Origin of the sequence: Enterobacter chinensis (assembly GCF_034008295.1) — a bacterium.
Lineage (GTDB): Bacteria > Pseudomonadota > Gammaproteobacteria > Enterobacterales > Enterobacteriaceae > Enterobacter > Enterobacter chinensis.
The window spans coordinates 325,208-350,022 of sequence record NZ_JARDVI010000002.1 but is presented as its reverse complement, the minus strand read 5'-3'; the positions used below and the strand labels follow the sequence as shown (position 1 = coordinate 350,022).

The 24,815-nt window shown below is 56.0% G+C and carries 20 protein-coding genes; 12 read left to right on the top strand and 8 right to left on the bottom strand.

What is annotated here, in order from left to right:
* The first annotated feature begins 199 nt into the window (after window positions 1–199).
* Entirely contained in the window at window positions 200–718 is a 519-nt protein-coding gene (gene ompX / locus PYW49_RS06575; RefSeq protein ID WP_024908709.1) for an outer membrane protein OmpX, read from the top strand.
* 91 nt (window positions 719–809) lie between these two features.
* Here ompX and PYW49_RS06570 read toward each other — a convergent pair whose 3' ends face one another.
* Together PYW49_RS06570 and mntS are read right to left on the bottom strand one after the other, a co-directional pair.
* Window positions 810–2,393, bottom strand: coding sequence for a phosphoethanolamine transferase (locus tag PYW49_RS06570; RefSeq protein WP_134349336.1), 1,584 nt, complete (start codon window positions 2,391–2,393; stop codon window positions 810–812).
* A gap of 282 nt (window positions 2,394–2,675) precedes the next feature.
* Window positions 2,676–2,804: a manganase accumulation protein MntS gene (gene mntS, locus PYW49_RS06565; protein WP_111963843.1), complete on the bottom strand. Its 129-nt coding sequence runs from the start codon at window positions 2,802–2,804 to the stop codon at window positions 2,676–2,678.
* Between the two features lie 183 nt (window positions 2,805–2,987).
* Between mntS and mntR the strand changes: the two genes are divergently transcribed.
* From mntR to PYW49_RS06520, 9 genes are all read left to right on the top strand, one after another.
* Entirely contained in the window at window positions 2,988–3,461 is a 474-nt protein-coding gene (mntR, locus tag PYW49_RS06560; RefSeq protein ID WP_134349335.1) for a manganese-binding transcriptional regulator MntR, read from the top strand.
* Window positions 3,458–4,567 (top strand): anion transporter, encoded by a 1,110-nt coding sequence (locus PYW49_RS06555; protein WP_320386024.1) that lies wholly within the window; start codon window positions 3,458–3,460, stop codon window positions 4,565–4,567. The genes mntR and PYW49_RS06555 overlap by 4 nt, the downstream gene beginning before the upstream one ends.
* Before the next feature lie 101 nt (window positions 4,568–4,668).
* Window positions 4,669–5,763 (top strand): HlyD family secretion protein, encoded by a 1,095-nt coding sequence (locus tag PYW49_RS06550; protein ID WP_320386023.1) that lies wholly within the window; start codon window positions 4,669–4,671, stop codon window positions 5,761–5,763.
* A complete protein-coding gene (locus tag PYW49_RS06545; protein WP_320386022.1) occupies window positions 5,760–7,331 on the top strand; it encodes a DHA2 family efflux MFS transporter permease subunit in 1,572 nt (523 codons plus the stop codon). The genes PYW49_RS06550 and PYW49_RS06545 overlap by 4 nt, the downstream gene beginning before the upstream one ends.
* A complete protein-coding gene (locus PYW49_RS06540; protein ID WP_320386021.1) occupies window positions 7,331–8,854 on the top strand; it encodes an efflux transporter outer membrane subunit in 1,524 nt (507 codons plus the stop codon). The genes PYW49_RS06545 and PYW49_RS06540 overlap by 1 nt, the downstream gene beginning before the upstream one ends.
* Before the next feature lie 104 nt (window positions 8,855–8,958).
* Window positions 8,959–9,999: an aldo/keto reductase gene (locus tag PYW49_RS06535; protein ID WP_320386019.1), complete on the top strand. Its 1,041-nt coding sequence runs from the start codon at window positions 8,959–8,961 to the stop codon at window positions 9,997–9,999.
* Between the two features lie 147 nt (window positions 10,000–10,146).
* A complete protein-coding gene (locus PYW49_RS06530; protein WP_134349329.1) occupies window positions 10,147–11,523 on the top strand; it encodes a glycoside hydrolase family 1 protein in 1,377 nt (458 codons plus the stop codon).
* 51 nt (window positions 11,524–11,574) lie between these two features.
* Entirely contained in the window at window positions 11,575–12,897 is a 1,323-nt protein-coding gene (locus PYW49_RS06525; RefSeq protein ID WP_134349328.1) for a PTS sugar transporter subunit IIC, read from the top strand.
* Window positions 12,898–12,912: 15 nt separating this feature from the next.
* Window positions 12,913–13,629 carry a GntR family transcriptional regulator gene (locus tag PYW49_RS06520; RefSeq protein WP_320386018.1) on the top strand — a complete coding sequence of 239 codons (717 nt, stop codon included), beginning with the start codon at window positions 12,913–12,915 and terminating at the stop codon, window positions 13,627–13,629.
* A gap of 8 nt (window positions 13,630–13,637) precedes the next feature.
* On the opposite strand, the gene PYW49_RS06515 is transcribed toward PYW49_RS06520, so the two are convergent.
* Both PYW49_RS06515 and ldtB read right to left on the bottom strand, forming a co-directional pair.
* Window positions 13,638–14,447 carry a glycosyltransferase gene (locus PYW49_RS06515; protein ID WP_320386017.1) on the bottom strand — a complete coding sequence of 270 codons (810 nt, stop codon included), beginning with the start codon at window positions 14,445–14,447 and terminating at the stop codon, window positions 13,638–13,640.
* 243 nt (window positions 14,448–14,690) lie between these two features.
* Window positions 14,691–15,611 carry a L,D-transpeptidase gene (ldtB, locus tag PYW49_RS06510; protein ID WP_320386016.1) on the bottom strand — a complete coding sequence of 307 codons (921 nt, stop codon included), beginning with the start codon at window positions 15,609–15,611 and terminating at the stop codon, window positions 14,691–14,693.
* Window positions 15,612–15,834: 223 nt separating this feature from the next.
* On the opposite strand from ldtB, the gene PYW49_RS06505 reads away from it, so the two are divergent.
* Window positions 15,835–17,430 carry an ABC-F family ATPase gene (locus PYW49_RS06505; RefSeq protein WP_134349324.1) on the top strand — a complete coding sequence of 532 codons (1,596 nt, stop codon included), beginning with the start codon at window positions 15,835–15,837 and terminating at the stop codon, window positions 17,428–17,430.
* Window positions 17,431–17,515: 85 nt separating this feature from the next.
* Here the strand turns inward: PYW49_RS06505 and PYW49_RS06500 are convergent, their stop codons facing one another.
* A complete protein-coding gene (locus tag PYW49_RS06500) occupies window positions 17,516–19,879 on the bottom strand; it encodes a glycoside hydrolase family 31 protein (protein WP_320386015.1) in 2,364 nt (787 codons plus the stop codon).
* A gap of 17 nt (window positions 19,880–19,896) precedes the next feature.
* The gene (locus PYW49_RS06495; RefSeq protein WP_134349322.1) at window positions 19,897–21,198 is read right to left on the bottom strand and encodes an MFS transporter; all 1,302 of its coding nucleotides are present in this window, start codon (window positions 21,196–21,198) and stop codon (window positions 19,897–19,899) included.
* Between the two features lie 219 nt (window positions 21,199–21,417).
* Here PYW49_RS06495 and PYW49_RS06490 point away from each other — a divergent pair, with 219 nt between their 5' ends.
* Window positions 21,418–22,560 (top strand): LacI family DNA-binding transcriptional regulator, encoded by a 1,143-nt coding sequence (locus PYW49_RS06490; RefSeq protein ID WP_320386013.1) that lies wholly within the window; start codon window positions 21,418–21,420, stop codon window positions 22,558–22,560.
* Here the strand turns inward: PYW49_RS06490 and PYW49_RS06485 are convergent.
* The gene (locus PYW49_RS06485) at window positions 22,557–23,813 is read right to left on the bottom strand and encodes a DUF1479 domain-containing protein (protein WP_134349320.1); all 1,257 of its coding nucleotides are present in this window, start codon (window positions 23,811–23,813) and stop codon (window positions 22,557–22,559) included. The genes PYW49_RS06490 and PYW49_RS06485 overlap by 4 nt on opposite strands.
* Before the next feature lie 149 nt (window positions 23,814–23,962).
* Entirely contained in the window at window positions 23,963–24,778 is an 816-nt protein-coding gene (locus PYW49_RS06480; RefSeq protein WP_320386012.1) for a Cof-type HAD-IIB family hydrolase, read from the bottom strand.
* Window positions 24,779–24,815: the final 37 nt, after the last annotated feature.

Below are 24,815 nucleotides of genomic sequence, written 5' to 3'. Positions count from 1 at the left end.
GGATGAATGTAACGGCGCGTACGCGCACTATGCGCATTTAGTAGTGAAAATTGCATGTGATTTGAAAGAGATAGCTTAGGCTGGAAACGTTCTGTTACAGGAAAGGTTTCATTAGACATCACGAATCACAAAGAGTTTCGCAAATTTTTTTGATATATTTAAAACTTACGGACTTACTTGAAGCACATTTGAGGTGGTTATGAAAAAAATTGCATGTCTTTCAGCACTGGCCGCTGTACTGGCTGTTTCCGCAGGTACCGCTGTAGCTGCTACTTCTACTGTTACTGGTGGTTACGCTCAGAGCGACTATCAGGGCGTGATGAACAAAGCTAACGGTTTCAACCTGAAGTATCGCTACGAGCAGGATAACAACCCACTGGGCGTGATCGGTTCTTTCACCTACACCGAGAAAGATCGTTCTGAAAACGGCGCATACAACAAAGGCCAGTACTACGGTATCACTGCTGGTCCAGCTTACCGTCTGAATGACTGGGCAAGCATCTACGGTGTTGTAGGTGTTGGCTACGGTAAATTCCAGCAGACCGAAAACCAGGGTCTGAACCGTACTGCAAGCAACAGCGACTATGGCTTCTCCTATGGCGCAGGCCTGCAGTTCAACCCAATCCAGGACGTTGCTCTGGACTTCTCCTATGAGCAGAGCCGTATCCGCAACGTTGACGTTGGCACCTGGATCGCGGGCGTAGGTTACCGCTTCTAATCACTCCGGTGAACTAATAAAAAATCCGCCCAATGTGGCGGATTTTTTTTGTGTTTTGTTCCCCCTCCCTGTGGGAGAGGGCAACAGACCGCTACTTACTCTTAATATCAAAAATATCCGTACCCAGATGGTTGTAGTCAACTTTCTGTAACTTGAAGTTGGTAACGTACACTGGGGAAGCTTTCTTGTTTGAGACAAACGGGTAAGCACTTTTTATCTGCTCGGCCTTAATCCCCGTCCACTGCGAGAAGAACTGCAGGAAATCATTAGCTGAACGACGCGCTTTAATGATGCGATGCGTTTTATCGTCACTCGACAGCACCATAAACGGCACCTGGAAGTTCTGCTGGAACTTGTCATCGTGCGCCAGATACTGCACCTCTTTACCACGCTCTTTAAACGCCAGTCCGTGATCCGAGAAATAGACCATGGAGAAGCTGTCGCCCGTATTGCGTAGCTGCTCGTACAGCTTGCTGAGCAGGTCGTCGGTTTGCGTCATGGTGTAGAGATAGCACGAGGTCTCTTTAGACTGCACAAACTCCGCGTACTTTCCGCCAGTTCGATCGCAGGCTTGCGGGTGTGACCCCATCAGGTGCAGGACGATGAGCTGAGGCTGGGTGCGCGGGGTGGCGAAGACCTGTGCCGTCATTTTCAGCAGCGCTTCGTCTTTGGTGTTTTTGTCGGCTTCAAAGTCGCCGTTCTTCAGGAACTGCACTTCGTCAGCACGCTTGGCGATGCTGGCGATGGCCGTATCGTATTCGCCAATCTGCCCCTGATTGGAGAACCACCAGGTCTGATAACCCGCGCGGTTTGCCAGGGTCACAAAATTATCCTGATACTGCGGTTTACCATCCACCACGCGGTTGAGCGTCAGGCCGAGCGATTTCTGCGTCGAGCCGCTGGCCGCAACATAATCGGTAAACAGGGTGCCTTTGACCGTGTTCGCAAACGGTGTGTTATCCCAGTGTCCGCCAAACGCCCCCATGGCATCGCGACGTGCGCTTTCGCCAATCACCACTACATAGGTGTGATATTTCGGCTTCACGGCCAGCACGTTCCAGGTGTCTTTCATATTGGAAAGCTCAGCCATGCGCGCCTGTTCGTCGAGAACCTCTTTATTATTTACAACGACGTCTTTCACGAAGCGGAAAACCGGATAGCCGATATTGATGAGCCTTAGCTTACCGTCCCAGGGAATGTTCTGGATAGGGGCGACAAACGCCACGGCAATGCTGAACACCAGACAGAGTATTTCGATCTTACCCCAGGATTTTTTCTCGCCCGGCTGACGGCGGATGGCGATAACGCCCAACGCGAAGATAAAGAGCCCTACCACGTAGCTGTACCACGGGAAGATCGTCAGGATCTCCGTCGACTCTTCCATATTGGTGGAGTGCAGCGCCAGCAGGGTATTAAAGTTTGGCGCGCCGTAAGCCTGACCAAACGGGAAATAGAGTGCAGCGACCAGCGAACAGATCCCGATAAACGTTTTTTGCACGCGCGGTGCGGCTCGCCACAGCACATGCAGAACGCAGGTGAAAGCCACCGCGTAGAGCAGACTAAAGGGATAACCCAGCGCAAAGTTAATCAGTAATGACTGTAAAAAGTAAAAACCCGTCCACGGGCTTAAGGCCCGGCTGCGGGTCACAACGGTATCTATCAGGGTTACATTCATAGGTCACTATCATGGATGAAAACGCCATGTGCTCACCCTGGCGTCAAGGGTCATAACCTGCCTGACAGTGCGTGGAGAGGGAATAGGGTCCGCTTCAGCGAGCCGCAAATTGTGCAGGGCTGCAAGAAGATAGTGCGAGCGCTAAATAATATCAACAGTTGCTAAGCAGATGTTTTGCGAAGGGGACTGCAAATCCGTAAAAAAGATCGGGAATAAGGCGGCTGGAGGCCAGTTTACAGCGAGATTGTGACGGGAAAATGACGCGGCGTACCGCAACGCCGCTTAGTTGGAAGGTTTGTCGTCCTGATGCGGTTTGTTGTTAAACATATCGCACAGCATGTTCAACAGCATCAAGCGCACTTTAAAGGGAGAGTGGGTAAACACGGTCATACACCTCTTGAATTCGTTCATAAGACCTCCTGATTTTTGATCCCTTCGATCCGTGAAGGGTGACTGCATTACATACAGATATAGCACAGGCTATATTGTATAGCTATGGCTATTTCGTTAATTTTTTGTGCTTGCAGAGCTATGGTTTACAATGTGCGCTCTCGAAACCGGGCGCTGGAAGCGTCACCCCACTGAGGAAGTACAATGAACCGTCGCGCAGGTAATCCGACAATGAGGAAAACGACGCAACTGGTGAATGTTGAAGAACATGTCGAAGGTTTTCGCCAGGTCCGTGAAGCGCATCGGCGTGAACTGATTGATGACTATGTTGAACTCATTTCCGATCTGATCCGTGAGGTTGGTGAAGCGCGCCAGGTCGATATGGCCGCCAGACTGGGGGTTTCGCAGCCTACTGTCGCTAAAATGTTAAAACGTCTGGCCTCCGTGGGCTTAATTGAAATGATCCCCTGGCGCGGTGTTTTTCTGACGCCGGAAGGGGAGAAACTCGCGCAGGAGAGCCGCGAGCGCCATCAGCTTGTCGAGAATTTTTTACTGGTGCTGGGCGTCAGCCCGGAAATTGCCCGCCGGGATGCGGAAGGAATGGAGCACCACGTTAGCGAAGAGACGCTGGTGAAGTTTCGTGAATTTACGCTTAAATATGGTTCCTCCGCTGAATGAAAATCCCTGGACTGCAGGCCCTGGCACGCGATCGTTTCTTCCATCTCTTATTACTCACTGGCGCAGGGTTAAGCCTCTTTGTGCCATTCGCGCCACGCGCCTGGCCTGCCGCAATTGACTGGCGCACCATTATTACCCTGAGCGGTTTAATGATGCTCACCAAAGGGGTTGAGCTGAGCGGCTATTTCGACGTGCTGGGACGTAAAATGGTGCGCCGCTTTGCCACCGAGCGCAGGCTGTCCCTGTTTATGGTTTTCTCCGCCGCGGTACTGTCGACGTTTCTGACCAACGATGTGGCGCTGTTTATCATCGTGCCCCTCACGCTGACGCTGCGTAAGCTTTGCGAGATCCCGGTAAGCCGGCTGATCATCTTTGAAGCACTGGCCGTCAACGCAGGCTCGTTGTTAACGCCTATCGGCAACCCGCAAAACATCCTTCTCTGGGGACGTTCCGGGCTGTCGTTCGCCGCGTTCACCTGGCAGATGGCCCCGCTGGCGCTGGCGATGATGCTGTCGCTGCTGGCAGTTTGCTGGTTTGCGTTTCCGGATAAAAAACTGCAATACCACAGCGGAACAACCGGCCCGCAGTGGCAGCCTCGTCTGGTCTGGAGCTGTCTTGGGTTATACATTGTCTTTCTGTTCGCGCTGGAGCTGAAGTACGAACTGGCGGGCGTCCTGCTCGTTGCTGCGGGGTTTGTCGTGCTGGCGCGTCGCGTGCTGGTGAGCGTGGACTGGACGCTTTTGCTGGTCTTTATGGCGATGTTTATTGATGTGCATCTCCTTATCCAGCTTCCGGTGCTGCAAAACGTTCTGCACAGCGTCAGTACGCTGTCTCAGCCGGAATTATGGCTGACGGCAATTGGCCTGTCGCAGTTTATCAGCAACGTGCCTTCCACCATTCTGCTGCTCAACTATGTTCCGCCGGACACCCTGCTGGCCTGGGCCGTTAACATTGGCGGGTTTGGGCTGCTGCCCGGTTCGCTGGCCAACCTGATTGCCCTGCGGATGGCTAACGACCGTCGTATCTGGTGGCGCTTCCATCTCTGGTCGATCCCGATGCTGATATGGGCCGCGGCGATCGGTTTCGGAATATTCCTTCTCATATAGTGCGCAATTTGTCAGTTTTTCCTGGCAAACGTATAGCAACGTCCTAGCTTTAGTGAACGGCATTGTGTGATGCCGCTCACTGACAGGACCGTTGCTGACCTATGGCTGAAGATCAAAATCCGCCTGCTGACGAGCAGGTCAAAAACAATAATGAGCGTAAGCGCCCGGGCAAAAAACCGTTAATTATCCTCGGCATTGTCGTGGTGGTAATGGTCGTCGTGGCGCTCGTCTGGTGGTTTTTAACCCGTAACGAAGAGACGACTGACGACGCCTTTACCGACGGCGACGTGGTGACGATTGCCCCCAAAACGGCAGGCTATGTCACCGAGCTGCGCGTGCGCGATAACCAGCACGTGAAAAAGGGCGATCTGCTGGTGGTCATCGATCCGCGCGATACCACCGCACAGCGCGATCAGGCTCAGGCCCAGCTTGGGCTGGCCATCGCGCAGCTGCACCAGGCCCAGGCGCAGCTCGCGCTCTCAAAAGTGCAGTATCCCGCGCAGCGTGACGAAGCCAAAGCACAGGTACTAAAAGCGCAGGCCGATCTGGCGAACGCGCAGGCTGAGTATCGTCGCCAGCGCGGTGTGGACCCTCGCGCAACCACTCAGCAAAGTATTGATTCCGCGAACGCTCAACTGCGTAGCGCACAGGCAGGGCTGGCTAGCGCCCAGGCGCAGCTGGAAGTGGCGGAGCAGGTACAGCTGCAAATCCGTCAGCAGGAAACCAACGTTGAAGCGCGCGAGCGTCAGGTCGATCAGGCTAAAGCCCAGCTGGAAACGGCAAATCTGAACCTCTCCTATACCGAAGTTCGCGCCCCGTTCGACGGCGTTGTCACTAAACGCAACGTTCAGCCCGGTACGCTGGTGCAGGCGGGAACGGCGCTATTCTCGCTGGTTTCCCCGAACGTGTGGGTGGTGGCGAACTTTAAAGAGTCGCAGCTCGAGCGCATGAAGCCGGGTGATAAGGTCACCGTGTCCGTTGATGCGTGGCCGGATATGGAACTTGAGGGGCACGTTGACAGTATTCAGCAGGGCAGCGGCTCGCGTTTCTCTGCCTTCCCGGCAGAAAATGCCACCGGCAACTTCGTCAAAATAGTGCAGCGCGTGCCGGTCAAAATCGTGATTGATAAAGGCCTCGATCCGAACAAACCGCTGCCGCTTGGGCTGTCGGTTGCACCGAAGGTGACGGTGGAATGACCGATCACAGCCACGACAGCTGGAAACCCGCCAGTAATCCGTGGGCGGTGGCGATTGTCGTCACCCTGGCGGTGTTCATGGAAATTCTGGACACCACCATCGTCAACGTGGCGCTGCCCCACGTGGCGGGTTCGCTCTCGTCCAGCTATGACGAATCCACCTGGGTATTAACCAGCTATCTGGTCGCGAACGGCATTGTACTGCCCATCTCTGCGTTTCTGAGCCGAGTGTTTGGGCGCAAGCAGTTCTTCCTGATTTGCATCGTCATGTTCACCGTCTGCTCGTTCCTGTGCGGGATCGCCACCGAGCTGTGGCAGATCATCCTGTTCCGCGTGATGCAGGGCTTTTTTGGCGGTGGACTCCAGCCCACGCAGCAGTCGGTGCTGCTCGACTACTTCAAACCCGAGGATCGCGGCAAAGCGTTTGGGCTTTCCTCCATTGCGATCATCGTTGCGCCGGTCCTCGGCCCGACGCTGGGGGGCTGGATCACCGATAACTACTCGTGGCGCTGGGTGTTCTTTATCAATATCCCGGTGGGAATTGTCACGGTGCTGGCGATTTACCAGCTGCTGGAAGATCCGCCGTGGGAGAGCAAATCAAAAGAGAAATTGACCATCGACTGGACCGGGATCGGCCTGATCGCGTTGGGGCTGGGCTGCCTGCAGGTGATGCTCGACCGGGGAGAAGACGAAGACTGGTTTAACTCGAACTTTACCCGCACTTTCGCCGTGTTGACGCTTGTCGGCATTATCGGCGCCATCTACTGGCTGGTGTATGCCAAAAAGCCGGTGGTTGATCTTCATTGCATGAAGGATCGAAATTTTACCGTCTCCAGCCTGTTAATGGCAGGAATGGCGATGATTTTGTACGGCAGCTCGGTGGTGATCCCGCAGCTGGCGCAGCAGGACCTGGGCTATACCGCCACCTGGTCCGGGCTGGTGCTGTCGCCCGGGGCGGTGCTGATCGTCTTAACGATCCCGCTGGTATTGAAGCTGATGCCGGTGGTGCAGACGCGCTGGATTATTGCCTTTGGCTTTACCTGTCTCGCGGTGTCGTTCTTCTGGTCGCGCACGCTCACCCCGGATATTGACTTCGAAACCCTGGTGCTGTTCCGCAGCGCCCAGTCGATAGGTCTCGGGTTCCTGTTTGTGCCGCTGACTACCATTGCCTTTATTTCGATTCCAAGGCGGCTGAACGCCGATGCCGCAGCGTTATTTACCATGTTCCGCAACGTCGCGGGCTCGGTTGGGATATCGCTGTCGACGGCGGCCATCACCGAGCGCTCGCAGGCGCACAGCGCGCACCTTGCGTACCACGCCTCGCCGTTTAACGAGCAATTCCAGCAGGCGATACGCGAAAGCGCCCAGGCAATCCAGAACTTCACCACCCAGGCGGGGGACCCAACCGGGATTGCCACCGGGCGCATGTACCAGACCATGATTGAGCAGTCGCGCTTTCTGGCCTACATCGACGTCTTCACCATTCTGAGCGCGGTGGCCTTGTTATTGATTCCGTTTTGTTTGTTGCTCTCGCCGGTTAAGAGCGAGGGGAGTGCAGGAGCACATTGATGATACACAGACGTTTACACCCTCTGATGATAATGATGCTACTGGCGGGCTGCGCCGTCGGGCCGGATTATCAGCAGCCCGCGCCACCTGCCGTCACGCACTGGAACGATAAGGGCGACAGCACGGTGAAATCGCAAACCATCTCAGCCGCGACCAACCCGCGCTGGTGGAAAACATTCGGCTCCCCGCAGCTCGACAGCCTGGTTGAACGCGCCATCGCCGGAAACCTGACGCTGCAGCAGACGGTGCTGCGCATCGCGGGAGCGCGCGAACAGATTAACCAGGCGGGCGGGGCGTTTTATCCGTCGGTGAACGGCAATTTGCAGGCGACGCGTCAGCAGCTCGGCCTGGAAGGTGAGCTGAAATCCCACGGCGTGTATGACCAGCTTGATAATGTCGACCCTGAACTGCGGGGCGCGTTAGGCCCGCTGACGCAGCCGATCAACCTCTACCAGGGCAGCTTTGACGCCCAGTGGGAAATCGACCTGTGGGGCAAGGTGCGCCGGCAGGTGGAGGCGGCGGAAGCGCAGCAGAAGGCGGCGATAGAGCAGCGTAACGACGCCCTGGTGTCGCTGGAAGCGGAAGTGGCGCGCGCCTGGCTGCAGCTGCGCGGGGCGCAGAGCATTATCGCCACGCTGAATACCCAGATTAAAAGCGCCCAGCAGACGCTGGATCTGACCGAAAGCCGCCAGCGCGGCGGGCTGTCGCCGCAGATGGACGTGGAAAACGCCCGGGCGCAGCTGGGGAATCTTGAAGCACAGCTGCCGCAGTATCAGGCGCAGGAGCGGCAGGCGATGAACGGCCTGGCGATCCTGCTCGGCAAGCCGCCCGGCGCGCTGGATGCGGAATTGCAAAGCGTGCAGCCGATGCCAGACCTGCCGGATATCGTGCAAACGGGCATTCCGTCGACGCTGGCGCGACGCCGCCCGGACGTGCGTGAAGCAGAGGCGAATCTTCATGCCGCCACGGCGCAAATCGGCGTTTCAGTGGCGGAGCTGTTTCCGAGCTTTACCCTATCCGGGCAGTTTGGCCTGCGAAACAGCGAAACCAACTGGCTCACCGACTGGAGCAGCCATTTCTATAGCTTTGGCCCGCAGGTCTCTATCCCTATCTTCCAGGGGGGCAGGCTGGTCTCCAGCGTGAAGGTCGCGCGTGCGCAGCAGGGGGCGGCGGTGCTGGACTATCGCCAGACGGTGCTGACAGCGCTCGGTGATGTCGAAAACGCGCTGGTGAGCTATCGCACCGACCAGCAGCGTGAAGCGGGCCTCGCGAAGACCATCGACGCGCTGCAAAACGCGTTCGACCTGGCAAGCGACAGCTACCGACAGGGGATCGCCAGCTTTATCGACGTGCTGGACGCCCAGCGTCAACTGGCGCAGGCCCAGCAGCAGCGCGCCCAGGCGCAGGTGCAAAGCGCGCTCGATCTGGTCGCGCTCTACAAGGCGCTTGGCGGAGGCTGGGAGCCGTATCAGCAGGTACAGTTACCGGACTACAGCGTCTTTGGCGACGCCCCGCGCGGATAAACTTTCAGAGGATTGGGCAAGAAACGGACAGGAACGCCACATTCGCGATGGGCGCGGGGCGGGTATAACTATCGGGTACCCAATCGACATGCGAGGAATCACTTATGCGTTATCAAAAACTGGGCAATACCGGACTGTTTGTTTCTGAACTCTGCCTCGGCACCATGACGTTCGGTGGTGAAGGCGGCATGTGGGGCAAGATTGGCCAGCTCCAGCAAAATGAAGCCGAGCAGCTGGTGGGCCGCGCGCTGGACGCGGGCATCAACTTCATCGATACCGCCGACGTCTACTCTGAAGGCCGCTCGGAAGAGATCACCGGGCAGGCGCTGAAAAACCTGAAAATCCCGCGTGAGAATGTGGTGGTTGCCACCAAAGTGTTCGGCGAAACGGGAACTGCAGGGGTGAATTCGCGCGGCAGCTCGCGCTATCACATCATTAGCAGCGTGAAGGAGAGCCTGCGCCGCCTGCAGCTCGATCATATCGATCTCTATCAGCTGCACGGCTTCGACCCCGCAACGCCGATTGAAGAGATGCTATACGCCCTGGATAACCTGGTGCAGCACGGCCACGTGCGCTATATCGGCGTTTCAAACTGGGCGGCGTGGCAAATCACCAAAGCGCTCGGTATTTCTGAACGTCTCGGCCTTGCGCGTTTCGCATCACTCCAGGCGTATTACACCATCGCCGGACGCGATCTGGAGCGCGAACTGGTGCCGATGATGCAGAGCGAAGGCGTCGGGCTGATGGTCTGGAGCCCGCTGGCGGGTGGCCTGCTGAGCGGAAAATATGGCCGCGACGGGCAGAGTGAAGCCGGTGGTCGTCGTCTGGAGTTTGACTTCCCGCCGGTGGATAAAGAACGTGCCTTCGACTGCGTGGATGTGATGCGCATCATTGCCGAGCGTAAAGGCGTCTCCGTGGCGCAAATCGCGCTGGCGTGGCTGCTGCACCAGAAAGCGGTGACCAGCGTCATCATCGGTGCCAAGCGTGTCGATCAGCTGGATGACAATATCGCCGCGACCGGGATCCGCTTAAGCGAAGACGAGCTAAAACAGCTTGATGCGGTCAGCGCGCTGCCGCGCGAATATCCCGGCTGGATGCTGGAGCGGCAGGGGGAATATCGCCGCAATCAGCTCGCGCAACAATAACCTTCCTTGCCCCGGTAGCGCTTCGCTTACCGGGGCTTTTTTTCCGCATTGCTCACAAAAAACGATCCTCCTCTTTGATCGACCTTTCATCTTCGCCTATATGACTAGTCATGAAATTTTAAATGACTAGTCATATAGGGAGGGAACATGAACAATCAGCTGCCGGCCAACTTTTTATGGGGCAACTCGGTGTCCAGCATGCAGACGGAAGGTGCCTGGAATGAGGGTGGGAAGGGGATGTCGGTGTATGACATTCGGGAAGCCGGGGAGAACATCTCCGACTGGAAAGTCGCGACAGACTCCTACCACCGCTACCGGGAAGATTTCGACCTGATGCAGGATCTGGGCATGAACTGCTACCGCTTCCAGATCTCATGGAGCCGCGTCTGCCCGCAGGGTGACGGCGAGTTTAACGACGAAGGCATCGCGTTTTATGACCGTTTTATCGACGATCTGATCGCTCGCGGCATCGAGCCGATGATCTGCCTCTACCACTTCGATATGCCGCTGGCGCTGGCGCAGGAGTACAACGGCTTCAATGACCGCCGGGTAATGGACGCCTTTATCCGCTACGGCAAAAAGATGATCGACTGCTTTGGCGACCGCGTGAAGTACTGGCTGACCTTTAACGAGCAGAACATCTTCCATATGCCGGAAGCATTCCGCATTTCCGGCTACATGAAAGGCGAGAAAACCCTGCGCGAGCTGTACGAGTTACAGCATCACACCATGGTGGCGCACATGGCGCTCACCGAGTACCTGCACCAGACCAAACCGGGCCAGCTGATGGGCGGTATGCTGGCGCACCAGCTGATTTACCCGGCCACCTGCAAACCGCGCGATATCTTCTGTGCCCAGCAGTACGACGAGTTCCTCAACCAGAACCTGCTGCGCGTCTTTGCCGGTCAGGGCTACAGCCCGGCGGTGATGGCGGTGGTGGAGCAGGAAGGCTTTGGCGATATCTATCGCGCCGAAGATTTAGCTCTGTTTGCGCGCACCAAAAACGACTATATGGCCTTCAGCTATTACGCCAGTAAAACGCTGGACAGCGATGCGATCCCGGAAGATACCCCGGTTAACTACTACCTGCTGCACGGTGAAAAAAACAACCCGTACCTGCAAGCCACCGAGTGGAACTGGCAGATCGATCCGCTGGGCTTTCGCACCATCATTACCCGCTACGCCAACGACTGGCGCCTGCCGGTATTCCCGATCGAAAACGGTATTGGCGTCATTGAGTCCTGGGACGGCGTAAACCCAATAGAGGATACCTACCGTATCGACTACCACCGGGCGCACATCGAGGCGATGAAAGCGGCGATGTTCGAAGACGGGGCAGAGGTGATCGGCTACCTCGGCTGGGGCTTGATCGACATTCTCAGCTCCCAGGGCGATATGCGTAAGCGCTACGGCGTGGTCTATGTCAACCGTGAAAACCATGACCTGAAAGACCTGAAGCGCGTGCCGAAGAAGAGCTACGCGTGGTTAAAACAGGTTATCCATACCAACGGACGCGAGATGTAAGCCGTACGCTGCCGGGCCGTTTTTGTGACTGATTGATGGGAACTATCCGCTATGTCTGAAACAAAAATAACACCGCATATGCAGTCCTTTGTCGACAAATTTGTAGAGTTCTCGGCGCGCCTGGCAAACCAGGTGCACCTGCGTTCCCTGCGCGACGCTTTCGCCACGGTGATGCCCATTTTCATCCTCGCCGGTCTGGCGGTGCTGGTGAACAACGTGGTATTCCCGTGGATTTTTCACGGTGACACGCTGGCGCACTTCAAGGTGTGGGGTGAGGCGATTATCAACGGTACGCTGAACATCGCCGCGCTGCTGCTGGCGCCGATGATTGCCTGGTCGCTGGCGCGCAACAAAGATTTCGACAATCCGGTCTCGGCAGTGGTTATCGCCGTCAGCAGCTTTATTATCATGATGCCGATGCGCTTACAGATTACGCCCGTCGGCAGCGATACCACGGTGAACGTCACCCAGGTGCTGACGTTCGCCAATATCGGCTCCACCGGGATTTTTGCCGGCGTGCTGATTGGCCTGCTCTCCACGGAAGTGTTTATCGCCATTTCGCGGCTGAAGAGGCTGCACATTTCGCTCGGTGAAAACGTGCCGCCAGCGGTGAGCAAATCCTTTACCGCGCTGATCCCGACCATTCTCACGCTCTCCCTGTTTGCGGTGCTGGCGGCCATACTGGCAAACGTGCTGCATACGGATCTGATCCATCTCATTACGACCTTTATCCAGCAGCCCCTGCGGCTGATCAACACCAGCCTGCCGGGGACGATTTTTATCTACAGCTTCGGTAATTTCCTTTTCACGCTAGGGATTCATCAGTCGGTGGTGAACAGCGTGGTGCTGGAGCCGTTCCTGCTGATTAACACCAATGAAAACATGCTGGCCTTTGCCAACGGCCAGCCTATCCCGCATATCATCAACAACATCTTCGTGCCGACGTTTGGCATGGTGGGCGGCACGGGCAGCACCATCTCGCTGCTGATCGCCATCTTTATCTTCTCCCGACAAAAGTCGGCGAAGCAGGTGGCGCGTCTGTCGCTGGCGCCTGGTTTGTTCAACATCAACGAGCCGGTGATCTTCGGTCTGCCGATTGTGTTTAACCTGCCGCTGATGATCCCGTTCGTGCTGCTGCCCGCCATTGGTATTTACTTCGCCTGGCTATGTACCACGCTGGGGTTAATGTCGCGCTGTGTGGTGATGATCCCGTGGACAACGCCCCCGATCCTGAGCGCCTGGCTGGCGACGGCGGGGGACTGGCGGGCGGTGGTGGTGCAGTTGGCAATCATCGTATTTGGTGTATTCTTCTACCTGCCTTTCCTCAAGATTGCCGAGAGAGTGGCATTAAAAAACAGCGGGATAGAAAACTAACTGAAAGGAAGGACGATGGCGGCGAAGTACATCACCATAGCGCGGGAAATTAAGAAACGCATCATCAGCCAGCAGTACGCCGCCAATGAACCACTGCCGGACCAGTTTGCGCTGGCAGCGGAGTTCAACTCCAGCCGGATGACCATTCAGCAGGCCATGCGCCAGCTGATCGTCGAAGGACTGGTCTACACCCGTCAGGGGCAGGGGACGTTCATCCGCAAAAATTTTCTCCAGCTCTCGCAGTGGGATCTTTCCGGCAGCGACTACTTTGGCGCAACCAAAACCTGGGAACACCTGGGTAAGGTGACCAGCCAGGTGGTGCATTTCGAACTGCGCTTCCCGAACGAGAAAGAACAGGCGTCGCTGATGATTAGCGCCGATGCGCCCGTGTATGACTTTATCCGTCTGCGTTTGCTCAACGGCGAACCTATGTCGCTGGATTCCACTGTAATGCCGATGAATCTGGTGCCCGGCCTGACGAAAAGCCACCTTGAAGGTTCAGTGTTCCAGTACGTTCAGGAGACGCTGGGGCTGAAAATTATGGGGTCGTATCGGGTGGTGCGGGCGCTAAAACCGAGCGAGCTGGACAGACAACATCTTGTCTGCGAGCAGACCGATCCGGTACTGGAAGTGGAGCAGGTGATTTATCTTGAGGATGGCACACCGCTGGAGTATGCCCACTGTCACTATCGATACGACCACGGCGGGATCGTGATCGTGAATAACGGATAATCAGACTTTCAGGCGCATGACTCGAAATAGCTGTCCGTGTCTTTTATGTAAAGATCGTTCTGACACAGATGCTGGATTTGACCAGGCTTAAAAGTAAAACGGATTTTTTGAAGCCAGGAACGTTTTATTTTGCTGGTATTGTCGCGTGATAATCCATAATCATGGATTATTTCATGAACAAAACGAATACTTTGCGCAGAAACATAGACTGGTGTTTTGGTTAGCTGAATCAGTTTACTGATCCAAATATCATCCGCGCGAGGACAGACCTTAATAAAATCTTCGTTAAAATGGAAATATTCCGGGATCATACTTTTCTTGAGCACAACGCCACCAAGGCCAGTGATGATATAGTTTTGCTCAACAACTTTCGGCACGGTTATAAGCGGAAAATTACGATAGGTATCAAGAAGTTCTTTCTTCTTCTTTACTGTTTCACGCACGCGTGCAGCAACGACATATTCCTGATTGTGGCGGTAAAAATCATCCAGCAGGGTTTCTGCCCAAACTTCGTTATAAATAGCGTCATCGTCGGCATAAATCAGAATATCGTCTTCGGTTGCTGCTTGTAGCGCCGGAAATAATTTACGATAAGGCCCGGTGTTTTTAACCCATTTAAAAACCAGGTTTGTACCCGTCTGGCGAATTTTCTGCGCCCATTCAGGTTCTTCAGTGATGCCTTCGTCACTGAGATAAGGTGTGCTGGAGACCCACACAACAATTTGATCGACCTTCTTACTCTGGTTCGCCAGTGACCACACTGTTTGCGAACAGAGATAAAGGCGCGATTTTGTTGTTGTTAAGTTAATGCTGATCATCGAACTAAGTGTGCTCCAGGAAATAAAAAAGACCCTATAAATACAGATAAAACTGATTTTATAAGTAGGCGCATCATAACACTTAGAGGATCAGATGTAACCCCGCTGACTTAGCAGAAAATGGCAAGAATGGGACTTACGGCAATAATTGCTGTTCAGAAAAGAGGAGCGTGGTGGATATTGCGGAGTAATAAGACCCCGATGATTCGGGGTCTTATTAGATACTTTAATGATTCTGATTGATCAGTTCAAACGCACTGGCATACCGGAGCGGTTCTGAACGGCCTGATCAACAATCGTCGTTTCTACGTCAGGCTGAGAGGTCACCGACTGCACCGCGCTGTTCAGCGTAACCGGTACGATTTCGTTGTTGTTGATCTGGTCTTCGCTGGTGGACAGCGGGTTGTGCACTTCGATGTAACGGCTGCCGTCTGGCTCAGACGTCGCTTTCACCGGTTCGTTGATGAACTGCACACGCGTACCGACCGGCACGTTTTCGAACAGGAATTTGATGTCGTCGTTACGCAGACGTACGCAGCCGTGGCTTACGCGCAGGCCGATACCGAAGTTAGCGTTGGTGCCGTGAATAGCATACAGACGGCCAATGTACAGCGCGTACAGACCCATTGGGTTATCCGGGCCTGCCGGAACAACGGCTGGCAGCGGTTCACCCGCGGCAATGTATTCCGCGTGCATTTTGGCAGTCGGCGTCCAGGTTGGACCCGCTTTCTTACGCTCAACTTTGGTCGTCCAGTTCATTGGGGTGTCTTTACCCAACTGGCCGATACCAATTGGCAGCACGATAACGGTGTTGGTGCCTTTCGGATAGTAATACAGACGCATTTCGGCGCTGTTAATCACGATACCTTCGTGAACGGTATCCGGCAGGATCAGCTGCTGAGGAATATTCAGCACGGTACCCGCTTTCGGCAGATACGGGTCAACACCCGGGTTCGCTTCCAGCATGTTAGACAGACCCAGCTGGTACTGCGCAGCGAAATACTCGAGTGGCTGAGAGTTACCTTCAGGAACTGTTACCACCTGGTTTTGGCCCACCAGACGGCTACCGTCTGTTGGCAGCGGATAAGTCACCGCAGACGCGGTCTTACAAAAACCTACTACGGCTAACGCCGCCGCAAAAAGCGTTGTTAATTTCATGTTCATGTTATGCGAGGTATCTGAGCCACTCTGGCGATTAGTTGAATAAGTCTGAATCTGTGATGGGAGCGCATTATATGTGCATTCCCGCTAACAGGGAATTCAGATGTGTACGAAATCACACTTTTTTCGATTTTGTTAAAGTTTAGTGGAGAGCCGCAACACGGGATCTCAATTCGGAATTGTGGCATAATGCCGTGTTTATCACATTTTTCGCAGGAATCTCCCCGTGTTAGTTACCAGCAACGTCACTATGCAGTTTGGCAGTAAGCCGCTGTTCGAAAACATTTCCGTCAAATTTGGCGGCGGCAACCGTTACGGCCTGATTGGTGCCAACGGTAGCGGTAAATCCACCTTTATGAAGATCCTCGGCAGCGATTTAGAGCCGACGCTTGGCAACGTATCGCTCGATCCTAACGAGCGCATCGGTAAGCTGCGTCAGGATCAGTTCGCCTTCGAAGAGTTCACCGTGCTTGATACGGTGATCATGGGACACGGAGAGCTGTGGGAAGTGAAGCAGGAGCGCGATCGTATTTACGCTCTGGCTGAAATGAGCGAAGAAGATGGCTACAAAGTGGCCGATCTTGAAGTGCTGTACGGTGAGATGGACGGTTACTCTGCTGAATCTCGTGCGGGTGAGCTGCTGCTGGGCGTGGGTATTCCTGTTGAACAGCATTACGGCCCGATGAGCGAAGTCGCGCCAGGCTGGAAGCTGCGTGTGCTGCTGGCTCAGGCCCTGTTCTCTAACCCGGACATTCTGCTGCTCGATGAACCGACGAACAACCTGGACATCGACACCATCCGCTGGCTGGAGCAGACGCTGAACGACCGCGACAGCACCATGATCATCATCTCGCACGACCGTCACTTCCTGAACATGGTCTGTACGCACATGGCGGATCTGGACTACGGCGAGCTGCGCGTGTACCCGGGCAACTACGACGAATACATGACGGCGGCCACCCAGGCGCGCGAGCGTCTGCTGGCCGATAACGCCAAGAAGAAAGCGCAGATTGCTGACCTGCAATCCTTCGTCAGCCGCTTCAGCGCCAACGCCTCTAAATCACGTCAGGCGACCTCGCGCGCCCGTCAGATTGACAAGATCAAGCTCGACGAAGTCAAAGCCTCCAGCCGTCAGAACCCGTTCATCCGCTTCGAGCAGGACAAAAAACTGTTCCGTAATGCGCTGGAAGTGGAAGCCCTGGCAAAAGGTTTTGAGAACGGCCCGCTGTTTAAAAAATTCAACCTGCTGCTGGAAGTCGGAGAGAAGATTGCCATTCTGGGTGCCAACGGCGTGGGTAAATCCACCATGCTGAAAACCCTGGTCGGCGAACTGCAGCCGGACCACGGCACCGTGAAGTGGTCTGAAAACGCGCAAATCGGTTACTACGCGCAGGATCACGAGTATGAGTTCGAAAACGATCTGACGGTCTTTGACTGGATGAGCCAGTGGAAGCAGGAAGGCGACGACGAGCAGGCGGTGCGCAGCATTCTCGGACGTCTGCTGTTCAGCCAGGACGACATCAAAAAGCCTGCTAAAGTGCTCTCCGGTGGTGAGAAGGGCCGTATGCTGTTCGGCAAGCTGATGATGGAAAAACCCAACATCCTGGTGATGGACGAACCGACCAACCACCTGGATATGGAATCTATCGAATCGCTGAACATGGCGCTGGAGATGTACCAGGGCACCCTGATCTTCGTCTCTCACGACCGTGAGTTTGTCAGCTCGCTGGCAACCCGCGTGATCGAAATTACGCCAGAGCGCGTGGTGGACTTCACCGGTAACTACGAAGATTACCTGCGTAGTAAAGGGATCGAAGGCTAAAAACCTTGCCCGGTGGCGCTAGCGCTTACCGGGCCTACGGGTCAGTTTGTAGGCCGGGTAAGGCGTAGCCGCCACCCGGCAATGTTCAGAGCATCCACTCTTCCCCTTCAACCCCATTCACCAGCAGCTTGCGTTTTTCCCCCGCCGGTAACGACACCTTCAGCGCTTTCCACGCCGGACGATAATCCCCGCGCGCGTTCACCTTCAGGTTAATGGTTGCTCCGTCGCACACCATTTCCCATTCCACCCACAGCGCATTGCCGTTCTGGTAGCCCCAGCTTTCGCCGTCATCTTCAAACAGCATGCCAGAGGTTGTTCCGACGCCTTTTACCGGGAACAGCTTCAGCTCACGGGTGTCGTCTTTTTCTGCGGATACGTGGGTAATGCGCTCGCTGAGCGGCAGACCGGCACCGGCGCGCACCAGCAGCGGCAGTTTTTCCAGCGGCGCGTCGAGGACGATCGATTGTCCACCGGCGAACCATTCGTGGGTGTAAAAATCGTACCAGCCGGTTTCGTTATCCGGCAGCCAGAGGCGACGCTCGCGCTGTCCGGCCTCGACCACGCTTGCGACCAGCAGGTCACGACCCAGCAGGAAGTCATCACACTCTTCGAAAGTCTGCGCATCGTGCTCGTGGTCGAGGAAGGTCGGGCGCAGCATCGGTTCATCATCAGCATGCGCCTGCCAGAGCAGGGTGTAGAGATACGGCAGCAGGCGGTAGCGCAGCTCAATCGCACCGCGAATAGCAGGGGTTACGCCCGGATACATCCACGGCTCGTTCACCGTGCAATCATCATTCCATGAGTGAATGGTAAAGCGCGGATGCATCACGCCGTTTTGCACCCAGCGCACGAACAGCTCGGCATCCGGCTTATCTCCGGAGAACCCGCCGACGTCATGCCCGACGTTAAACAAACCGGATAAGCTCATCCCCAGCCCCATGCGGATGTTATAGCGCAGGGTCTGCCAGTTGGTGCGGTTGTCGCCGCTCCAGGTCTGAACGTAGCGCTGCATCCCGGCGCAGCCGGAGCGGGAGATCAGGTACGGACGCTTTTCCGGCGCGAAACGTTGCTGTGCTTCAAGCGAGGCGCGCATCATCAGCAGCGGCATTACCGGGCGAATATGCTTGATGGCGATCTCCTTGCCAAAGCCGTGACAGCGGGCTTCCCCGTCCCACACTTCATATTCGTTGTTGTCGTTCCAGGTGGAATCGATGCCCATCTCCAGCAACTGCGTGGTGACGCCGTTCTGCCACCACTGCACCGTCTGCGGGTTGGTAAAGTCGAGGTGCGATCCTTCGTCATCCCAGAAGCTGGAACGTTCTGGTGCATCGGTTTCTGAATCGCGAATGAACAAGCCGCTCTCCGCCACTTCGTTATAGCGCGGATGGTCCTGCAGCAGGCACGGCTTGATATTTGCCGCAAGTCGCAGCCCCGCGTCGTGGAACGCCTGACTCATCACCTTCGGCTGCGGCACTTTGTCATGGTTCCAGTTAAAGACGTAGCGCTTGCCGTTGATCGAGGTATAGCCAGAAGAGAGCTGGAACGAGTCGCACGGAATGGCGTGTTCTTCGCACAGGCGGATGAAGTTCATCAGCTGGTTTTGCGCGTCCGGCGCGTCGGTGTAATGCATAGTCGAGCCGCTGTAGCCCAGGCTCCATTTTGGCCCGAACAGCGTTTTTCCGGTCAGGCGGACGAAGGCCTTGGTGACGTCCAGCACGCGCTTGCCGGTAAAGATGTAGTAATCGATATCGCCCGCTTCCGCCTGCCAGCGGCGGTAGGCGGTGTGGTAATTGTCTATCTCGTTGCCCAGATCCAGCCAGCAGCTGCTCAGGTTGTCGTAGAACAGCCCGTAGCTCACGTCGTCGCGGCGGGTGAGGGTGAACGGAATATGCTTGTACAGCGGATCGGTGCTGGCGGCGTTATAGCCCATCGCATCGAGGTTACGCATCTCGTAGCGTTTACCGTTGCGCTGCAGATTGCCCGCTTTCTCACCCAGACCGTAAAAACGCTCGTCCTTGCGACGGCTCAGGTAGTGCGCCACGCCGTCGCCGTGGGCGTTGAGCAGATAAGCGCTGGTCGGACGGTCGTTGACCAGCGGCTGCCACTCGCCCGCGTCATTGCGGTAGTGCCACTCCAGCCACAGCGGCTGGTGCACGGTGACGCGCAGCTGTTCGGTTGCCACGGTTAACGTGCCGTCCTGCTGCACCAGCGTCCATGTTGGGCAGGTGAAACCGCTTAAATCGTCACGATGGCGACCTTCCCACGGCACGTCTTTTCCCGGGGCGATGCTCCAGGTGCGGTCCAGCGCCAGCTCGCCTTTGCGTTTGATCAGCACGCGGAACAGGTTCTCTTCCAGTACGTACAGGCACAGGTGGTGCTGGTTATCGACCAGCAGTTCCAGATGGTTCGCCGACTGCGTATCAAGGGTCCAGTTTTTCAGGGTTTTCATATGCAATACATCCACTATCAGGCGCGCTTGGCGCGACGTTCAGCAATAAATGCTACCAGGAAGACAGCGCCAATCAGGTCAAAGAAGCCCATGGCAATAAAGAGCGGGTTAAAGCCGATTTTGTCGGCGGTCACGCCGATTAACAGAGAGAACAGGAAGCTGGCGATCCACGCCGCCGAGCCGCGCATGCCGTTGACCGTCGCCATCTGGCCTTTATCGAACGACTCCACGACCAGGGCGCTCAGCATGCAGGAGATAATCTGGTGCCCGAAACCGCCGATGGAGATCAGCACGATGGTGATATACGGGTCGCGGGTAATGGCCACGATGCCCAGAGAGATCATCAGGAACGCGCCGGTCACGGAGCTTGCCACCACCGAGTTCACGCGGGAGCAGCCGAACCAGCGGGTATAGAGACGGGTGAGGTAGCCACTCGCGACGCTACCAAGATCGGCGGCGAGGAACGGCAGCCAGGCAAACATCGCAATTTGCTTCAGATCCATACCGTGCTCTTTGGCGAGATACAGCGGCACCCAGAAGCTCAACACCGCCCAGGCCGGTTCCGCCATAAAGGCCGGGATGGCGATACCGTAGAAACGTTTGTTTTTCGACACGGTTTTCAGTGCGGTCAGGAAGGGCAGTTTCACCGCAGGCGGTTCGTTATCCTGCTTGATAAATGCCAGCTCATCTTTACCCAGGTTCGGGTGTTGCTCCGGGTTGTGGTAGAACGCCCACCACAGGATCACCCACAGCAGGGCCAGAACGCCGGTGAACATAAACGCGCCCTGCCAGCCAAACGACGCGTGCGCGAAGTAGATAATAGGCGGAGCCAGCATCGCACCGATGGAGAAGCCCACGCCCGCCCAACCGGCGGCAACAGGACGCTCTGATTTCGGGAACCATTCGCCAATCGTTTTGGCGTTCGCCGGTGTGGCGGCGGCCTCAGACGCGCCCATAAAGAAGCGCAGAATAGCGAGGTGCAGCCAGCTTCCGGCACCCGCGTGGAAAATACACATCAGCGCCCAGAGCCCGGCGCAGACCATAAAGCCAATCTTCAGACCAATCACGTCAATCAGCCAGCCGCACAGGGGCTGGAAAATGGTGTAGGCGATCTGGAAGGCGCCGACGATCCAGGAGTACTGCTCGGTGGTGATCCCGAGGCTCTCTTTCAGTTCGGGGGCGAGGATCCCGAGTGAATTTCGGGTGATGTAGTTAACGGTGACGCCAAGTAAGAACAGCACCAGCACGTACCAGCGCAGGTTCTTGATGACGCGACGGGTCTTGCTTGTCGCAACGGTATTATTGATGTCCTGACTCATTTTACTCTCCACAAGACGGACGCTAAGGGGACGGAGGTTCAGGTGTCACACAGATTTTTATGCCTTTGATTTCTATCCGTTTAGAATGCTTAAGTTGCTATACAACTAGTATGGAAGTTGTGTGACAAGTTCACCTTAAGGGAGAAAATGAGTGGGCAATAGTGGATTTTGTGCAAAATTTCTCATAACTGACCTTATCCCTCTGGCATGATGGCTTTTATGTCAGTTATTGCCTGGCAGATACGCTATGAAAAAATTTTCATTTCGCAAATGGAGCCAGATCACAAAATGGACAAAAGGCTAAAAATCACAGAAATTGCCGCCCGAACGCAGCTCTCCATCAGCACCGTGTCGCGGGTGCTGGCGGGTAAAGCGAACACCAGTGAAAAAGCGCGCGCAAAGGTGCTGGCATGCGCGCGGGAGCTGGGGGTGATGGACGGTTTGGCGGCAGGACGATTGCTGCTTAACAGCCTCGTTGTCTTTGCGCCCCAGCGGGCGTTTGATGAGCGATCGGACATCTTTTACTACCGCGTGATCCAGAGCGTGGGTAAAGGGCTGGCGTCCCACGAAGTGCGGTTACGCTACTGCGCGCTGGAAGAGAACGACAGCGACGCCCAGCTTTTTCTGGCACGCATGAACGAGCCGGATACGCAGGCAGCGATTCTGCTCGGTATCGACGATCCCCATATCCACGATCTGGCGGTGGATGTGGGCAAACCCTGCATGCTGATTAACTGCCGTGACCGCCATATGCGCCTGCCGGCCGTCGCGCCGGATCATCGCGCCATTGGCGAGCGGGCGGCAGAATACCTGTTTGAGATGGGGCACCGCGAGGTCATGACGGTGCTTTGCCTGCGACGCTACACCATGGAACAGCGCCTGTCGGGGATCCGCGATGCGTGGCAATCCCACAACCTGACGTTCAACGATAAACGCGATCTGCTGGTGGTGCCGAGCTTCAGCGCACGCGAAACGGAACATGTGGTCAGCAGCTGGCTCAGTGAAATGCAGGGGAAAGATTTGCCGACCGCGTTTCTGGTCGGCGGCGACTTTATGGCGGCGGGCACCATTAGCGCATTACAACATCACGGTCTGCGCGTACCGCAGGATATCTCGGTGATGAGCATCGACGGTTTTAACCTGGCAGCGATTCAGGATGTGCCATTAACGGCGGTGCATGTCCCGCGCGATGAGCTGGGAACGGAAGCGGTGCATATGCTTCAGCACCGGCTGATGCGCCCGGACGCGCCGGTGGGAACGTTGCTGCTTAACGGCACGCTGGCCGTGCGGGAATCGGTCCGGCGGATACGTCAGGGGAAACGACGCACCGCCGTTGAGCGGGAAGGGTTGTATGACAGTTAGACCATGCCCAGCGCGCGCTTGCCGTGGATGTTCAGGTCGGCCACGGTAAAGCGGTCCTGCCAGCTCTTTTCATAATCTTCGCGTGGGAAATCCCCCGGCGACGCGCCGGTTTCCAGCGCTTCCTTGACCTTCTTCGCATAGGCGAGGTTTTTCTCGCACATCGGCGCGGCAGGAATGTACATCACGTTACCCCAGCCCTGCTGGTTCTCAACCGGTGCAACGGAGTGGATTACATCGCAGTGCCACCACACCGAATCACCCGCGTCCAGCGCCGGAATGCTGCTTAATGCTTCGATGAGCAGCGGGTGCCACTTCTCGGAAACCGGCAGCACGCGTCCCGGTGCGACGCCGCACAGCTCGTCTTCCGGCACGTCATCCAGCAGGGGGCGCAGCAGAATGTAGGCCATCGCCTCCGGGATGGGCACCACGTGCAGCAGCCCCTGGCCTGGGATCATATCAGACAGCGCCGTCCAGCCCTGGAAGGTGCGGAACACGGAGCATTTGGTGGTGTTATCCACGGTGTACTCTTCCACTTCAGTGCGGTGCGCGGCGTTCCACGGGTCGTATTTTTCGACGTTGCCGTCAAACACGCGGGCAAAGACCTGCTGGTAGGCCGGCAGGAGCCAGCGCTCCAGCGCGCCGGAGTCGGTATGCGCACCCAGTCCTTTCGAGGTGGTTCCTGGCGGACGGCGGCGGATACGATCCGGATAAATGACGCTCACATCCGGATTGAACCACTGCTTACCGTTACTCTCGAATGTCCATAAACGGTTCAGGAACGACTGCACCTGCGCCATCTCTTCACTCTGGCGCGCCTGCATTTGCGCCTGTGACCAGTAGATCGGGTAAATCTCCGGGCGGGAGGCGGTTAAGGTACCGAAGAAGTTATCGCCCGGACCTTTATACACCTCGTCAAACTTGTTGAGATCGAGGTAATCGAGCATCGACTGATCCCACGCCAGGGCCTGCTCGCGCGGGAAATGACCTTTAATCACCGCGCAGCCGCGGCGTTTTACCGCTTCGCGCTGTGCGTCGGTAATGGTGCCGTTTTTCACATCGGCAAACGGAATCACCGGCCAGACGGATTCGCCTTTATTTTTAAGGGCGTTGATCTCCGCCACGCGGGTGGCGATTTTATCGCTTAGCTTATTGAACACCGCCTGCACGTCGCCGATCTGCGCGCGTAACTCACGTTTTAACTGACGGATTGCCGCTTTGTGATCCGCCGGCAAGGTTTCACTGGTAAAGGTCATAACTGCCTCGCATCTTTCATTCGAAAGTAAAAGTATCTACAAGTGATACTTTAAGTTAAAAATAAGTTAATGCAAGTTTAAAAACTTGACGTGCGCCACAGGATGGAAAAGAAGAGAAGAGCCGGAGCGAGGCTCCGGCGAGGAAAGGATTACGCGTCGAACGGGGAATGGGCGTCGAGCACGGCCTGAATGACGTTCAGCGCGCCCTGATGATTGTTGTCGTCGGTGCTGTAGCGGGCGATCTCTTTGATGCTTTCTGCCGCGTTGCCCATCGCAAACGAGTATTTCACCAGCTTCAGCATCTCTGCGTCATTGCCGCTGTCACCAATACCCACGCACGCCTGCGGGGAAACATTCCAGCGCTTCAGCAACCGGCTGATGCCGTTGGCTTTGTGCAGGCCAGGGATAATCAAATCGACAAAGCCGAAGCCGCTGGTGACCGGCTTCATGATGCCGTCGAGCGACACGTGCAGTTTGTCGATCAGGTTCGGGATATCGCTGTCCGGCAGGTTCAGGGAGAACTTAAACAGCACGTCGTCGATGTCGTGATAATCGCTGATGCGTTTTAAGCGGTGATAGTGTTTGGACATGAGCGCCACGAACGCGTCCGGCGCTTTATCGCTGACGTAGGCGCTCTCCAGTCCGCAGGCCACAAAGTTCAGCCCTTTGTCTTTCAGCAGTTCGCCAATGACGATTTGCGATTCATGGCGGGTCAGCTCGCCGTGGAAAATTTGCTCGCCGTGATCGAACACCAGCGCGCCGTTTTCCGCCACGAAGGAGATTTGCTCTTTCAGCTCCGGGAAGAAGGAGATGAGCTGATAATACTGGTTGCCGCTGGCGACAACGAATTCAATATTACGGGCTTTAAGCTGCTCAAACTGTGCCTGAAAGCGGTCCCGATCGTACTGCTTGGCATCATCAAGGAAAGTTCCGTCCATATCGGTGACGATAACTTTTACGGTCATACATTGCGCTCCTGGGTCACTGCGTTTTGAAACATTC

Coding starts and splice junctions, on each gene's coding strand:
- mntR (WP_134349335.1), top strand. CDS start 2,988: ATGAACCGTCGCGCAGGTAATCCGACAATGAGGAAAACGACGCAACTG.
- PYW49_RS06545 (WP_320386022.1), top strand. CDS start 5,760: ATGACCGATCACAGCCACGACAGCTGGAAACCCGCCAGTAATCCGTGG.
- PYW49_RS06550 (WP_320386023.1), top strand. CDS start 4,669: ATGGCTGAAGATCAAAATCCGCCTGCTGACGAGCAGGTCAAAAACAAT.
- mntS (WP_111963843.1), bottom strand. CDS start 2,804: ATGAACGAATTCAAGAGGTGTATGACCGTGTTTACCCACTCTCCCTTT.
- PYW49_RS06495 (WP_134349322.1), bottom strand. CDS start 21,198: ATGAGTCAGGACATCAATAATACCGTTGCGACAAGCAAGACCCGTCGC.
- ompX (WP_024908709.1), top strand. CDS start 200: ATGAAAAAAATTGCATGTCTTTCAGCACTGGCCGCTGTACTGGCTGTT.
- PYW49_RS06480 (WP_320386012.1), bottom strand. CDS start 24,778: ATGACCGTAAAAGTTATCGTCACCGATATGGACGGAACTTTCCTTGAT.
- PYW49_RS06500 (WP_320386015.1), bottom strand. CDS start 19,879: ATGAAAACCCTGAAAAACTGGACCCTTGATACGCAGTCGGCGAACCAT.
- PYW49_RS06525 (WP_134349328.1), top strand. CDS start 11,575: ATGTCTGAAACAAAAATAACACCGCATATGCAGTCCTTTGTCGACAAA.
- PYW49_RS06530 (WP_134349329.1), top strand. CDS start 10,147: ATGAACAATCAGCTGCCGGCCAACTTTTTATGGGGCAACTCGGTGTCC.
- PYW49_RS06540 (WP_320386021.1), top strand. CDS start 7,331: ATGATACACAGACGTTTACACCCTCTGATGATAATGATGCTACTGGCG.
- ldtB (WP_320386016.1), bottom strand. CDS start 15,611: ATGAACATGAAATTAACAACGCTTTTTGCGGCGGCGTTAGCCGTAGTA.
- PYW49_RS06485 (WP_134349320.1), bottom strand. CDS start 23,813: ATGACCTTTACCAGTGAAACCTTGCCGGCGGATCACAAAGCGGCAATC.
- PYW49_RS06490 (WP_320386013.1), top strand. CDS start 21,418: ATGTCAGTTATTGCCTGGCAGATACGCTATGAAAAAATTTTCATTTCG.
- PYW49_RS06555 (WP_320386024.1), top strand. CDS start 3,458: ATGAAAATCCCTGGACTGCAGGCCCTGGCACGCGATCGTTTCTTCCAT.
- PYW49_RS06570 (WP_134349336.1), bottom strand. CDS start 2,393: ATGAATGTAACCCTGATAGATACCGTTGTGACCCGCAGCCGGGCCTTA.
- PYW49_RS06515 (WP_320386017.1), bottom strand. CDS start 14,447: ATGATCAGCATTAACTTAACAACAACAAAATCGCGCCTTTATCTCTGT.
- PYW49_RS06520 (WP_320386018.1), top strand. CDS start 12,913: ATGGCGGCGAAGTACATCACCATAGCGCGGGAAATTAAGAAACGCATC.
- PYW49_RS06535 (WP_320386019.1), top strand. CDS start 8,959: ATGCGTTATCAAAAACTGGGCAATACCGGACTGTTTGTTTCTGAACTC.